Genomic DNA, 13,137 nt, shown 5'->3' on the forward strand with positions numbered 1-13,137 from the left:
GTCACTCTCTCTAACGCAAACACAGTCAGACGCGGAGCGACGGCCGCAGCGTCTGACGGAGCATGACTACAAAAACTCGACAAATTAAGGATATGGGCAATGGCCGGCATAACGATCCGGCCATCCCTACGGCTTAATTGAGGCGTTTCAACTGACCATCGTCGGCATACCAGTCAACCGTCACGCCGCTCGTGTTGACCGTGACCGCGCGCGGCTCGCTGAACTGATCAAACGACTCGATCCCGGTTTCCCGCCCGACTCCGCTATTCTTGAAGCCACCCCAGGGCGAAGCCGGGTCCAGCCGATGATGATCGTTGATCCACACCATCCCGAACACGAGCTTGCTCGCCACGCGGTGTGCGCGCGCTACATCAAGTGTCCAGACGGATGCAGCGAGACCAAACTGGGTATCGTTGGCAATGCGCAGTGCGTCCGCTTCGTCCTTGAAGGGCATGATTACCGTGACCGGACCAAAGACCTCGCTCTGCCCGAGTTCCGATTTTGGATCGACATCATAGAACGCAGTGGGTTGCAGATAAAACCCTTCGCTCAGATGCGCGGGAATGCCGCCGCCCGCGAGCAGCTTCGCGCCGTCCGCCACGCCCCGTTCCAGCATGCCAAGAATGCGCGCACGCGAACGCCCGGAAATGACCGGCCCCAGTTGTGTGTTCAGGTCGGCGGGATTGCCCACGCGGATTGCCTCGACCTTCGCGCGGAATTTCTCCAGGAACTTCTCGTAGATGGTTTCCTGCACCAGCAAGCGCGCGCCGCACACGCACGTCTGCCCCGCCCCGATAAACGCCGCGAACGCCGCGCCGTTCACCGCGCGATCGATGTCCATGTCGTCGAACAGGATCACCGCGCCCTTGCCGCCAAGTTCGAGCGTCGTCAGCGCGAAGGTCTGCGCGGCTGCTTCGCCAATCGAGCGGCCCACTTCCGTGCCGCCCGTGAACACCACTTTCGCGATCAGCGGATGGCGCGCAAGCGCGGCGCCCGCTTCCTTCCCCTCGCCGTTGATCACGTTCACCACGCCATCAGGAACGCCTGCCTGCTGCAGTAACGCGACGAGGCGCACGGTGGTGAGCGGAGTCTGCTCCGACGCCTTGATCACGACGCTATTGCCGGTTGCAAGCGCGGGCGCGAGGCTCTTGGACAGGATCATCAACGGATGATTGAACGATGTCATCAGCGCGCACACACCAAGCGGCACACGTTGCGTATAACAAAGATACGGTCCTTCGATAGGAATGACGTCGCTGCGGCGCGTGAGCGCAAGCGCGGCGAAGTATCTATAGAACTGCGGCAAGCGTGAGATCTGTGCGCGTGTTTCCACGATCGGCCGCCCGTTGTTGAGCGTCTCGAGCCTGTAGAAGTTTTCAAGGTCGGCTTCGAACAGATCGGCGAAACGGTTCATCACGCGCGCACGTTGCTGGAATGGCATGTCGCGCCACGCACCGGATTCGAACGCGTTGTGTGCGGATTGCACGGCACGGTCGACATCTTCCGCCGATGCCTTCGACAACGCGCCAATCGTGGCGCCATCGGCGGGATTGATGATGTCCATCGTCTCGCCCGAAGCGGCATCGACAAATTTGCCGTCTATGAACAACTGCGCGTTGAGGAACTGCTTGTTCACTGCATCCATCTTGCATTCTCCGTTTACTTGAGCGGGGACACCCGCGTATCGGCACCGACATCCAGACGCGCGAGCGCGTCCGCCGGCTGAATATCTTCCAGGCGCTGGCCGGTCGGTTCCACACCAAGCCATGCCACCACCACGATCTGAATTGCCAGCAAACCAATCATCAATGCAAGCACGCCGACTACGCCGTAATGCCCGAACAGCGCGACGACAATGAACGGCGTGACGATCGTCGCGCCTCGGCCGAGCGTATTGCAAATACCCGATGCGCGCAGGCGCACTTCGGTCGGAAACAACTCGGGCACGTAGATCGCGAACAGCAAGGCAACGAGCACATAAATAGGGATGACGAGCAGCAGGCCGACGACCGGCAACATGACCGGGTTGCTCACGAACGGATAGATCGCGCCGAAGATGATCGCGAGAATCGATGCGCCGATAATGGTCGGCTTGCGGCCCCACCTGTCCGCCGTCAATGCGCCGATGCCCGAACCGACCGGCGCGCCTATCGACATGACGAGCGCATACCCGAACGACTTCGCAATGCTGAAACCCTGATGAACGAAGAACGTCGGCAGCCAGGTCACGAAGCCGTACAACAGGGTGTTGATCACCACCAGCGTCACACAGCCGACGATCATGCGCGGCAACATCGCGCCGGTGAAAAGCGAACCAAGCGCACGCGAAGGCGCAACGGAAGGCTTCGGCGATGGCGCGGGCAACGCTCCGCCATGTTCGGCCTTCACCTCGGTTTCGATCTTCGAAAGAATTGCTTCGGCATCCTGATGTCGTCCAACCGATTCCAGCCAGCGTGGCGATTCCGGCAACGATTTACGCGCGTACCACACGCCAATCGCACCAATTCCGCCGAGCACGAACATGGCGCGCCAGCCCATTGCGGGGATCAGGACGAGGCCGATCAATCCCGCAACCGGCAAACCCGAGACCACGAAAACGGCCATCAGGCCCTGCATTTTTCCCCGCGATGCCGGCGGTGCAAACTCGGTCAACGTCGAATAACCGACGACGTTTTCAGCGCCCAGCCCCAGGCCCATGACGAAACGAAATGCGATCAGCACCATCATGTTCGGCGCGAGCGCGGCGCCCAGCGACGCGATGCCAAATACCATCAAGTTGGTCTGATATGTAAAGCGGCGGCCGAATCGATCGCCGAGAAAACCTGTCGCCAGGGAGCCGATCATCATGCCGAGAAATGTCAGGGAGACAAACAGCGCGTTCTGGCCGAGCGTCGAAAAACCGCTTTGCAGCGTGGCGCCGAGGACCGTGGAGGCCACGTAGATATCGAAGCCGTCGAAGAACATGCCGATCCCGATCAGCCACATGATGCGCTTGTGAAAGCCCGATACCGGCAGCCGGTCCAGGCGTGCGCCTGCATTCACATTCATTTCCGTCTCCTGCAAACCATCGAGGGCTTGTCGTAATACATGAATGATTATTTCGATGCCATCAGCCGCAACGCCGATACCGTCAGCGTCTCTGTCGCGCATCGGAAGTTGTGCTCCAGCGAGCTTTCTTCGGCGTTCTGGAAGAAGGACTTGCACTGGCGCGCGCCCGTTTCGTCGAGCGCGAGAATGCGTTCAGCGAGTGCATCGGTATCCGTTTGCAACGCGCCGGGTGCGCAGACGCGGGTTATAAGGCCTGCGTTCAGCGCGGCATCGGGCGTGATTGCATCGCCGAAGAGAACCATTGGAAACACGTGCTTCGGCAACGCGTAGCGGCCGAGATAAGCCATGATCGCGGCAGGCGGCAAGCCCTTGCGCATCTCGGGAAAAGCAAGCTTCGCGCTGCTCGATACCAGCGTGAAGTCGCAAAGAATCGCGAGGCCGAATCCGAATCCGAATGCATCGCCCTGCACTTGCGCAATGGAAATCATCGGCGATGCCCGCAACAGCCGCTTCAACTCAATCAACCGCGACACTTCGCGATGAATGGAAACCGCGTCGGTTCCAGCACGCTCGCGTCCCGTGCAGAACACGTCGCCGCGTGCCCGGATGCGCAGCACGCGCGCCGTGGGCAGCGATGCTTCACTGCGCAGCGCGGCAATCATGGCGTCGAACATCGGCGCGGTTATTTCGTTGCCAGCGGCGGCATTGTTCAACGTGAAGGTCAAGACTTCATCCGATCGATCGATTGCGACCGGGTCCGGCAAGCGCGCGTGGTCCAAGCAGCCTCCTGTTGTATAATGATCTGTATAACCTGTATACAGCGTATTCACTGAATAACGGAAAGTCAATGGCCCCTGCAACGAAAACCGCCGAAGTGGACATGCTTGTTGACGCGCCGGAGCAGGCGCTCGAAACGCTAGGCCGCAAATATCATTCGAAATTGCGCATGATCGACGCGTCCGGCGACTCGCTCAGCGATGGCGTGGTCGTACCGGCGTTGCGCGAAGCGATTGTGGAAGGTGTGCTGGCGCCGGGTAGCCGGCTGTCGGAAGTGCAGGTCGCGAAGCAATTGAACGTCAGCCGTACGCCCATGCGCGAAGCGTTTGCACAACTCGAACGCGAGGGACTGGTGACAGTGGTTGCGCGCGTCGGGGCATTTGTGCGGTCGGTGACGCTGCGTGACGTCGCGGAAATCTATACCGTGCGCATGGCGCTCGAGTGCCTCGCCGTTCAACTCTGCGCGGAAAATATCACGGCGCTTGGACGCGCTCAGCTCGAAGACGTGATCGGCGAAATGCGTGCGAGCGTTGCCGCCGATGATCCAGCGGCCTACGTCGATGCGCTCGACCGTTTTTATTCGATCGTGATGACGCTCGCCGACAACCGCACGCTTCAGGCCACGCAGGCAAGCCTGATGGGGCCCGTTCGCCGCTTGCGGCGGATTGCGATGGCGCGCGGTGGGCGCATGCGTGCATCGTTTGAACAGGCCGTGAAGATCAAGGACGCAATTTGCACTGGCGACACACGCGTTCAGGACTTGATGCGCGAACAACTGCACGGCGCGTGCGAAGCGGCGACCGCGGTTTTGAACGAGACCGAGGGTTGAGGCTTGCGTCGAACGCGTACTCGAGCGTCTCGCGGCGAGTACGCGCGCTGATTACTGCGAGAGGCCGAACAGGCGGCTGAATTCGGACGCGGGCATTGGCCGGCCGAACAGGTAGCCTTGTGCGGCTTCGCAGCCTTTCTTGCGCAAGCGCGCACTTTGCTCTTCTGTTTCCACTCCTTCGGCAATAACCTCCAGCCCGAAGCTGTGACCAAGGTAAAGGATGGCCCGGACAATTGCCGCGTCGGCGCTCGATTCGCACATGCCACGCACGAATGTCTGATCGATCTTGAGCTTCGTCAACGGATACCGCTTCAACATGCTGAGTGAGGCGTATCCCGTCCCGTAGTCGTCAAATGCGATACCGACGCCTTCGTCACGAAGCTCTCGCAGTGGTCCGATCATCTGGTCGTCGTGCCGAAGGATGACGTTTTCGGTGATCTCCAGTTCCAAGGCCGATGCGGGCAATCCCGATTCAACGAGCGCCCCTCGAACCTTGCTGGCAAGATCGCCCGTACGGAACTGGGCACCGAAGAGATTGACGCCCATTCTGAACTCGTGCAAACCGTGCTCACGCCATCGGGCAGCTTGATTGCATGCGGTGCGAATGACCCAGTCGCCCATTCGCGGCGCGAGAAATCCGGCTTCCAGGGCGGACAGAAATGCTTCGGGGCCAAGCAGGCCCTTGTCAGGATGGCGCCATCGCAGCAAAGCTTCGGCCCCAACCAGTTCATTGTCGGCGAGCCGTATCTGTGGCTGGTAATAGAGCGCGAATTCGTGCTTTTCGAACGCCCTCAGTAGTTCGCCCTGATAGGATCGTTTTTCGGTCGCCGCTTCGCGCAGGCCTGCCTTGTAAAAGCGCCGGCAGTGCCGGCCTTCAGCCTTGGCCTGGTACAAAGCCAGATCCGCGCTGGAAAGCAGCTCACGCACGCTTGCTCCGTGCTCCGGAAACATCGCAATGCCAATACTGGCGCCAATGTTGATTGCCTGCCCATCGACGGTAAGAATGCGCGACAGCGATTCGATAACACCGTCCGCGATTTCCGCAGCGCGAGAGGCATTGGCCAGACCGGGAATAAGGATGGCAAACTCATCGCCGCCCATGCGCCCGACCGTATCGAGGGCGCGCACGGACGATTCAAGACGGCGCGCCACGTTCACAAGAACGGCGTCACCGGCCGAGTGGCCCAGACTGTCGTTGACGTCCTTGAATCCGTCGAGATCGACCATCATGACGCAGGCGGCGCCTTGATCGGCTAATGCCTGTTCCAGGCGAGACCTGAACATCGTGCGATTTGCCAAACCGGTTAACGAATCGATATGAGCAAGCTGAAACAGCCGTTCTTCATTGGTGCGGCGTTCGGTGATGTCTCGCAGGATTGCGCCAAAGCTCGGGCGCCCGTTCTCGCGCCACATGGAGGCGGACAGTTCGACTGGAATGCTCGTGCCATTGGCGGCGTGGACGTTCAATTCAATGGTGCGTCCCTCAAGCAACGACGCGCCCGCTGTCGCCAACTCGTGCACGCGGTCAATGAGTTCCTTGGGAGCGATCAGATCGATGCTGCGCCCGAGAATATTCTCGGCGTGGTAACCAAGCAATCGACCGGCTGCGGGGTTCCAGAAGGTGACACGCCCCTGCTCGTCCGCACAGATGATGGCGTCCGGCGACGTGGCGGCGATGTTCTCGAAACGGGACTGACTCGATCGGCGGGCGAATTCCAGGCGGCGAACCTCGAGTTTGTCGAGCACCAGCGCAGCAAGCTCAAATAGGTTGCGTCGCTCACTATCGGTAAATGCGTCCCTTGGTTCGGTATCGATCAGGCAGAGGGTGCCGAGCGCATAACCGAGCGTGGTGCGAAGCGGCGCACCCGCATAAAAGCGGATGTGCGGCTCACCTGTCACCAGCGCATTGTTACAAAAGCGAGGATCTTTTTGGGCATCGAGGACGACCATGACTTCGCTGCGCTGGATCGCGTGCGCGCAAAACGAGAGGTCCCGTGGCGTCTGACTTACGTTCAGACCCGCACCGGCGGCAAACAACTGGCGCTGCGCATCCACCAGTGAGACGAGCGCAATCGGCACTCGAAAAATGCTTTGGGCAAGGTGAACAAGGCGATCGAAGCCGGGGTCGTCAAGCGCAGAATCGATCGCGTATTCACTCAGCGCTGCGAGTCTCGCTTCTTCGTTGGAAGCGAGTAATGTGTGGTCCATGCGGTTTCATCCTCGACGATGCTTTGTAATAGCGGCACTCTGGCTCAACGCGGCAGCCTCGTTCTAGACGCTCGGGTGGGTGCTGCTTTTTTCCAAGCCCGACCCGGGTAATCGTCATGCCAGTCGTAGTCCTCAGTGTCGGCCTCGGCTTCGTTTGCTGGCGGGAGCCACCGAGCCAGAAAAGTCGCGAGCGCTATTACCGCAAGGATCACCACAACCTTAAGCATCATGCCTTTCCCCAACGCTGCAGAGCAGCCGATTCATAATTCATATGGAGAAACATGAGCAAGTTTTGTGCTAACTGAAAATAAGGGAAACCCTAGACGGTAAATTGCCTCCCTTCTTCGGCGAGCTCGAAATCATGCGGCGTCGAGCCAATGCAAGATGCGCTGCCAGTCTTGTGGCGTCATGGCGCCGATCCAGTGGTCGTGACCAGCGCGGGGCAACAGCATGAGACGGGCATGATCGTGTTCACTGGCAAAGCGCGGCTGGAAAATTCCGGGCGGCCCGGGTTTATACGCGTTCCCGAAATTCCCAGGTGCCGCGCGGCAGATCACGGCTAAAGCCGAAACCTACTCAACGAGTGAGAGCGGGATCGATCTCGTTGTGTGTCAGGCCGAATTCCACCATGCGAGTGCGATGGTCCGGCGAACCGAGATATGAACGAAGTTGTTCGTTTACCGCATTGAGCAGATCACGGTTGTTTCTGTTAAACGAGAATGCGCCGAGTGGAAGCTTTCGCTGCTTGCCATTCGTTTCCGCCTTGTGCGTCACGGCCTCAAGCACCGAGCCGCCGATACGATCCGCCAGTATGCGATTTCCCAAGGCGGTGCTCGCATATGCATCGATCGCCCCCGAGCAAACCGCTTCGATAGCGTCGGCCTGCTGCTCGAAGATTGCTATCTGGTCTTCGTTTACGCCTGCCGCTCTCGCGGAGTTGTATTGCACTTGTCCGGCAATGATGCCAAGACGCGCATCACGACGTTTGCCGAGCGATGAATAGCTGTCGAGCGCTTTTGGATTTCCAGCGCGAACCAGGAAGCCGTCTCCTATCGCCCATACCGGCACGCTGAATGCGACCAGATTGGCACGTTCAGGCGTCACGAAAAGCGCAACGTTCATATCCCAGCGGCCGGCGTCCACCCCAGGCAGCAGTTCACTGAACGTCACCGGCCGATACTCGATCTGCGTGACGCCAATCGCTCGCAGAACCGCGTTGGCCAGATCAATGTCGGCACCGGTCGCAATACTGTTCGCTTCCGTCCAGCCGAATGGAGGCTCTTCGATGTACGCAATCGTTATCTTCATCGGTGAATCTCGGGAGTTGACCTCGCTTGTTCCGCGAACGGCGCGCTCATTTGCTTGACGCTGGTAGAACTTTTTGCGACCGGAAATATTCCGGGCGACGAAAAACTTTGCTCTTCGCCGCAGTCACGCTGATGGGCCGGGTACCGACGAGCAAATGCGCATCGAATGCACCGCCGGTATGGAGGACGCAAATTGCCTTTGGGCTGCGCTGATACCAGGATGGAAACTGGCCGCGCAATGGGTCCCTCGGAAAATGCCAGGTCCCCCTTATATCGAGGCGAAGCACATCGCCCTTGAGAAAGCGTGTGGCGTGCGGTTGCAATGCGATATCGACGGGAACAATCTCGCCAGCCCGCAGCGGTTCGGCAATGCGATGCGTGTGTACCGGCTGTGACGGTAACGAGCGTTCTTCGTCGAGTTCGCGATGCGCGGCACGTTGCCAGCCCTTCGACACCATGTCGCCGGAAAACCCGAACGAGCCTTCGAACTGCATCTCAACGCCGTCACGGATCTTGCGCACGCCCGCGAAAATAAAGACGTCGTCCGCGCCGCGCACCTCGACGTGCAGACGAAGCGCCATCGGCCCTATCAGGTCGATATCGTCCTGCACTGTCCAGATGAATTGTGCGGCGTGCCGATGAGTGTCGAAAGATACCGAGGTTGCAGGCCCCTCCTCGAGTTCGTCAACAAGCGTTCCTCGACGGGCGTCGAGTGCAAGCGCCCGCCATTGGAGATCGTCGGGCGGCCAGCTTTGTTCGCCGACCACGGCTACGGGATCCGGGCCGCCATCATGAATCGCAAGGCGCACCGCGGGTTCCTTGTCCCAGCCATTGTCGAGGCCCTTCAGCGTGTAGTCGAAAAAGCGCCCGCGTGCTTCCGTAGATTCGCGACCGTAGAAAGCACACCATTTTCCATCGCGATGCGTATAGAGCGATTTCAATGAGGAACCCGCATGCCGGAAGACATCAAACGACCCTTGCGTATGAAGTGAATGATCGGAAAAACTGCCACATACGAGGACTGGAATTTCAATACGCGCAAGGTCAGGAACAGTCGACTCATACCACTCGTGCCGTTCAAGGCGAGCGACGATTTCCTCACGAAATCGGGTGCCGGTTCTCACGCCCCCTCTCTTGAGTCCCTTGTCCCAGATGATGGTGAAGCCGTCTTCGCGAACTCCGCCCGGGCGTGCGAAATCCCGGTACAGATCACTGAGGCCTTCCCAAGGACAAATCGCCGAGAGATGCGGCGGCCGTAAAGCCGCCACCTTATATTCGCTGATAGCCAGATACGAGACGCCGTTCAGGCCTACTCGCCCGGAAGACCAGCTTTGGGTCCCGGCCCACTCGATGACATCGTAATAATCCCGGGCTTCCTGATCCGAGAACAGTTCGCCCACGCCTTCGGCTGTTCCTCCTCCGCGCAAGTCCACATTGACTACCGCGTAGCCCCGAGGCACCCAGACTCCGGGATCAGGCGCCTCCCAACTCGTCCATTCCGAGAGATCGACAGGATGCGGCTGCGGAAACAGGCGGTACTGCAAATCAACGCCGCGGCCGCTTCGAGTTCGTGCGGGGATCTTGTCCTTGCCGTACGGATGAGCCGACATGATCACCGGCGCCGGCGCTCCGCTTTCGGGCCGGAAGACGTTGACGCGTAACGTCGTGCCGTCACGAACCTTCACCGGAACGTCCCAGTCGGCATGAACGCCAGCGGGCATCCTGTACACATGCACCTGTGGACGAATGGCGTTTCTAATGCGGCGAAACGCCAACGTCATCGGTCCGACACTTTGCCGCCCACGATGCATGGTCATTATGCTTGCCGTTAGTGCAACGTTGTCAATGCCGTCAATGGCGGGAAAAAGACGATTACGCTATCTCGCGCTGAGCCTGGAATGTTCCGTTGGGCTGGTGGAAAACGATCTTCGTCACCGTTCCGTCTTCGTCGCGAACAAACTCCACGCGGTAGCCCTTCAGCTCGCGAACCGCAAAGACGCGCTCACGATAAGGATCGAGACGATAGGTCGGTTGCGCGGTCGGTGAGAGCGTGAGTTCGCCGTCGGCATCGATCGCGACCACGTGCACAATCGCGCCTCCACGATAAACCCCGGCACAGGCCTGGCGAAACGCCGGGTCGAGCGCCTCGCCCGAAGCGCCGCGATGAAACACAATATCCGCGACGCTGGGCTCGAGTGGGGCCAGGAGGCGATCGATGCGCCCCTCGCGGTCATAGAGAAACGTCACGGCAAGGCCGTCCGGCCACAGCGTTCCAGGCTGCTCATCGAGTTCGAACGCGTCGTAGTGGCGATGGATCAATGCGCCCGATATCCCCCGATAGCGAAACGCGAGCGAGTCACCCACGGCTTCAATTGTCACGCGGCCGTAGGCGGGATGGACATAGTCTCCGGCGTATTCGCTTAAAAACCGGCTCGGCGCATCGGTTCGTCGAGACGCGCGCTTCGCAGCGACATCGGCCGGGCGTTGCGCCACATAGGCGCGTCTCAACTCGCGGAAACGATCAAACCATGGAATCGCATCCTTGCCCATGAGATGGTCGAGAATTGCGTTCGTGACGATATCAGCGAGGGGAGATCCGCCGCGGTTGATGAGCACCGCGACGCCCGAGCGACGCTCGGGCAAAAGCGACATCAGCGTACTCCAGCCGATCCAGCCGCCGGAATGGCTTATGACCCGCTCGCCCCGATAATGATGAGTCGCGAGGCCAAGCCCGTAATGGCTTTCGCCGAATTCGGCGAAGTGCGACTTTCCGGTATGTACCCGTGGCTCGTAGAGCGCCTTCAGCCGCGCCGGCGAGACGAGCCGCACGCCATCAACCATGCCGTCAGCGAGATATAGGCGCATGTACCGCGCCATGTCGGACGCCGCAACATTGATGCCACCGGCCGGCGTATCGGCAATTGGCCAAAGTCGCGCACGTTGGCGCACGAACTCGCCTGCCTTCTCTTGATCATGCAGGATATAAGGACGCGCGCTGTCAGGCGCGCGCTCTAGGTCAATGTCAGAAAAGCCGATATTGACCATTCCGAGCGGCTTCATGATCCGCTCCCGCGTGAAATCCTCCCAGGTCTGGCCGGAAATCCGTTCGGCGACCATCCCTGCCGCCACATAACCGAGGTTGCAATATTGATAAGTGGTGCGAATGTCTTTGCTTGGCTCAAGGTAGCGCAGCGCAGCAAGCATCTCAGCGCGCGAAAGGTCGCCCGGCATCCAGATCCAGTCGTGCCGCGGCAACCCGGTATGGTGGGAAAGCAGATCGATAACGGTGACGCGCTCCGTCGCGGCCGCATCATGCAGGCGAAACTCAGGCAGATAGTCGCGCACCGGCATGCTCCAGTCGAGCCGCCCCTCGTCGACCAGCATCGCGAGACCGAGTGCGGTGAAGGACTTGGTAACCGAACAAAGGATGAATTGGGTGTCTCCCGTGACGGGGAGGCCAGCCTCCACATCCCGTAGTCCATAGCCCCGGATCCAATCTTCTTCGCCATCGCGCGTGATCGCCAGTGCCAGGCCGGGTATCTGCCATTCCTGCATCGCATCGCCAATGAGTGTATCGAGGTTTTCGGACAGGAAGTTTGTCATGCGAACGGCTCCTTTTTTGACCTGACGGCTATGAAAGGTTGACTCGATGGGCCGCATCGAACAGTTCGCAAGGCGAGATTCGGGCGGCGTTGCCGATTGTCAGCGATCCAGATGCGAATGTCGAACAGCCGGGCGCGCGCAGATCGCACCGCCGCTATACACTGGTACCCTTGGTCAACATTGCCTAACCCATGCCTGCAGAAGACCCTACCGACGCGCCACGCACCAACCCGCCACCTTTCAGACGCGAGCCGGTGCCCGATTTACCTCGAAAATTACCGGGCGGATCCAGTGGGATCGAGCCTGCGGTCGCTACCGGATTTTGCGCCCTGATGCTAGATACCGGCGCATGGGCTTTCACGCGCGACAAGAGTGGAGACTTTTTCCCCGCGCTCACCCCCATCTGCATGGTCGCGGGCGCCATTCTTACTGCTATCAGCGTTGCATTGTTCGGGCTTGTCTGGCTCAAGCGTCAGCGCGCTTCGCGCCCCAAATAACCATGTTGCAGTGTCTGGGCGCTGTTGAGCCCTGGAAACCCGTGACGCATCAAGGCTCGCGGGTTTTTGTTTTCCACGGCCGGGCGATCCTCTTCGTCCAATGTCATCTGTTCGCCATGCGACGCGGTTACGGTGCTGTACCGCCACAAAAAAACAATCCTCACGATGTCGTCGACGTCCAAGCTCGACCGCGAACAGCACGACACCGCCGCTGCCTTTAAAGCAGCCCGGGCAAGTGTCCTCTTGAATGCAGTGCTGATGACGGTGCAGATCGTCATCGGATGGATGGCTTTTTCGGACGGCCTGCTCGCCGACGGCATTCACACCCTCGCCGATCTGGGCGCCGACGGCATGGTGTTGATCGTGCTGCGCCTGAGCACGGCCGCGGCGCATCGCCGGACCGGATTCGAATTCGACCGGTCCGAGCGCTACGAAACCGCAGGCTCCCTCCTCATCTCCATCTTGCTGATCGCAACCGGGATGGAGACGCTCTGGACCAGCCTCAGCCACATGAGCGACGCGGGCGTCGCACCCTCTGTTCATGCACCCGCGCTCGTGGTCGCGGTATTCGTGATCGTCGCCAAGGAGGCGTTGTTCCGCTACATCATGAGCGTGGCCAGGCGCACCCGCTCGACCATTCTGGTCGCCAGCGCGTGGCACGCCCGCTCGGACGCCATTTCCGCGTGTGTCGCCGTGCTCGGGATCGTGGGCAGCATGGCCGGCGTACCGATGTCGGATAGCCTCGCCGCCGCGCTCATCGGACTGATGATCGCGCGAATGGGATGGACGCTGGCCTGGAAAACGTTCAAGGAATCCTTCGCGCGAACCGCCGCAGGAACGACCGGCCGATAGCGACCGCTAGCGTCCC

At 60.1% G+C, this 13,137-nt stretch carries 10 protein-coding genes; 3 read left to right on the forward strand and 7 right to left on the reverse strand.

Annotation, left to right across the window (positions count from 1 at the left end; all coding sequences use genetic code 11):
* Positions 1-133: 133 nt before the first annotated feature.
* The 3 genes from AWB64_RS11350 to AWB64_RS11360 are packed head-to-tail and all read right to left on the reverse strand — an operon-like array spanning position 134 to position 3,827.
* Positions 134-1,645 carry an aldehyde dehydrogenase gene (locus AWB64_RS11350; protein WP_060818928.1) on the reverse strand — a complete coding sequence of 504 codons (1,512 nt, stop codon included), beginning with the start codon at positions 1,643-1,645 and terminating at the stop codon, positions 134-136.
* Between the two features lie 14 nt (positions 1,646-1,659).
* Positions 1,660-3,048 carry an MFS transporter gene (locus AWB64_RS11355; protein ID WP_060818929.1) on the reverse strand — a complete coding sequence of 463 codons (1,389 nt, stop codon included), beginning with the start codon at positions 3,046-3,048 and terminating at the stop codon, positions 1,660-1,662.
* A gap of 47 nt (positions 3,049-3,095) precedes the next feature.
* Entirely contained in the window at positions 3,096-3,827 is a 732-nt protein-coding gene (locus tag AWB64_RS11360) for an enoyl-CoA hydratase/isomerase family protein (protein WP_060818931.1), read from the reverse strand.
* Positions 3,828-3,895: 68 nt separating this feature from the next.
* Here AWB64_RS11360 and AWB64_RS11365 point away from each other — a divergent pair, with 68 nt between their 5' ends.
* Positions 3,896-4,654, forward strand: a complete 759-nt coding sequence (locus tag AWB64_RS11365; protein ID WP_060818933.1) for a GntR family transcriptional regulator — start codon at positions 3,896-3,898, stop codon at positions 4,652-4,654.
* Positions 4,655-4,705: 51 nt separating this feature from the next.
* Here the strand turns inward: AWB64_RS11365 and AWB64_RS11370 are convergent, their stop codons facing one another.
* The 4 genes from AWB64_RS11370 to AWB64_RS11390 form a co-directional block, all read right to left on the reverse strand.
* Positions 4,706-6,862, reverse strand: coding sequence for a putative bifunctional diguanylate cyclase/phosphodiesterase (locus AWB64_RS11370; protein ID WP_060818935.1), 2,157 nt, complete (start codon positions 6,860-6,862; stop codon positions 4,706-4,708).
* Between the two features lie 576 nt (positions 6,863-7,438).
* Positions 7,439-8,170, reverse strand: coding sequence for a transporter substrate-binding domain-containing protein (locus tag AWB64_RS11380; RefSeq protein ID WP_060818939.1), 732 nt, complete (start codon positions 8,168-8,170; stop codon positions 7,439-7,441).
* Positions 8,171-8,216: 46 nt separating this feature from the next.
* Positions 8,217-9,986, reverse strand: coding sequence for a CocE/NonD family hydrolase (locus tag AWB64_RS11385; RefSeq protein ID WP_060818941.1), 1,770 nt, complete (start codon positions 9,984-9,986; stop codon positions 8,217-8,219).
* 55 nt (positions 9,987-10,041) lie between these two features.
* Positions 10,042-11,772 carry a serine hydrolase gene (locus AWB64_RS11390; RefSeq protein ID WP_060818943.1) on the reverse strand — a complete coding sequence of 577 codons (1,731 nt, stop codon included), beginning with the start codon at positions 11,770-11,772 and terminating at the stop codon, positions 10,042-10,044.
* Between the two features lie 332 nt (positions 11,773-12,104).
* On the opposite strand from AWB64_RS11390, the gene AWB64_RS31565 reads away from it, so the two are divergent.
* Both AWB64_RS31565 and AWB64_RS11395 read left to right on the forward strand, forming a co-directional pair.
* Positions 12,105-12,269 carry a hypothetical protein gene (locus AWB64_RS31565; RefSeq protein WP_157766618.1) on the forward strand — a complete coding sequence of 55 codons (165 nt, stop codon included), beginning with the start codon at positions 12,105-12,107 and terminating at the stop codon, positions 12,267-12,269.
* Between the two features lie 165 nt (positions 12,270-12,434).
* Positions 12,435-13,121 carry a cation diffusion facilitator family transporter gene (locus tag AWB64_RS11395; RefSeq protein ID WP_060819232.1) on the forward strand — a complete coding sequence of 229 codons (687 nt, stop codon included), beginning with the start codon at positions 12,435-12,437 and terminating at the stop codon, positions 13,119-13,121.
* Positions 13,122-13,137: the final 16 nt, after the last annotated feature.

The sequence above is a fragment of the Caballeronia sordidicola genome, assembly GCF_001544455.2.
GTDB classification, from domain to species: Bacteria; Pseudomonadota; Gammaproteobacteria; order Burkholderiales; family Burkholderiaceae; genus Caballeronia; species Caballeronia sordidicola.

Bases quoted from the DNA above. Each gene is read 5' to 3' on its own strand.
- AWB64_RS11370 (WP_060818935.1), bottom strand. From the start codon at position 6,862: ATGGACCACACATTACTCGCTTCCAACGAAGAAGCGAGACTCGCAGCG.
- AWB64_RS11380 (WP_060818939.1), bottom strand. From the start codon at position 8,170: ATGAAGATAACGATTGCGTACATCGAAGAGCCTCCATTCGGCTGGACG.
- AWB64_RS11355 (WP_060818929.1), bottom strand. From the start codon at position 3,048: ATGAATGTGAATGCAGGCGCACGCCTGGACCGGCTGCCGGTATCGGGC.
- AWB64_RS31565 (WP_157766618.1), top strand. From the start codon at position 12,105: ATGCTAGATACCGGCGCATGGGCTTTCACGCGCGACAAGAGTGGAGAC.
- AWB64_RS11350 (WP_060818928.1), bottom strand. From the start codon at position 1,645: ATGGATGCAGTGAACAAGCAGTTCCTCAACGCGCAGTTGTTCATAGAC.
- AWB64_RS11365 (WP_060818933.1), top strand. From the start codon at position 3,896: ATGGCCCCTGCAACGAAAACCGCCGAAGTGGACATGCTTGTTGACGCG.
- AWB64_RS11390 (WP_060818943.1), bottom strand. From the start codon at position 11,772: ATGACAAACTTCCTGTCCGAAAACCTCGATACACTCATTGGCGATGCG.
- AWB64_RS11395 (WP_060819232.1), top strand. From the start codon at position 12,435: ATGTCGTCGACGTCCAAGCTCGACCGCGAACAGCACGACACCGCCGCT.
- AWB64_RS11385 (WP_060818941.1), bottom strand. From the start codon at position 9,986: ATGACCATGCATCGTGGGCGGCAAAGTGTCGGACCGATGACGTTGGCG.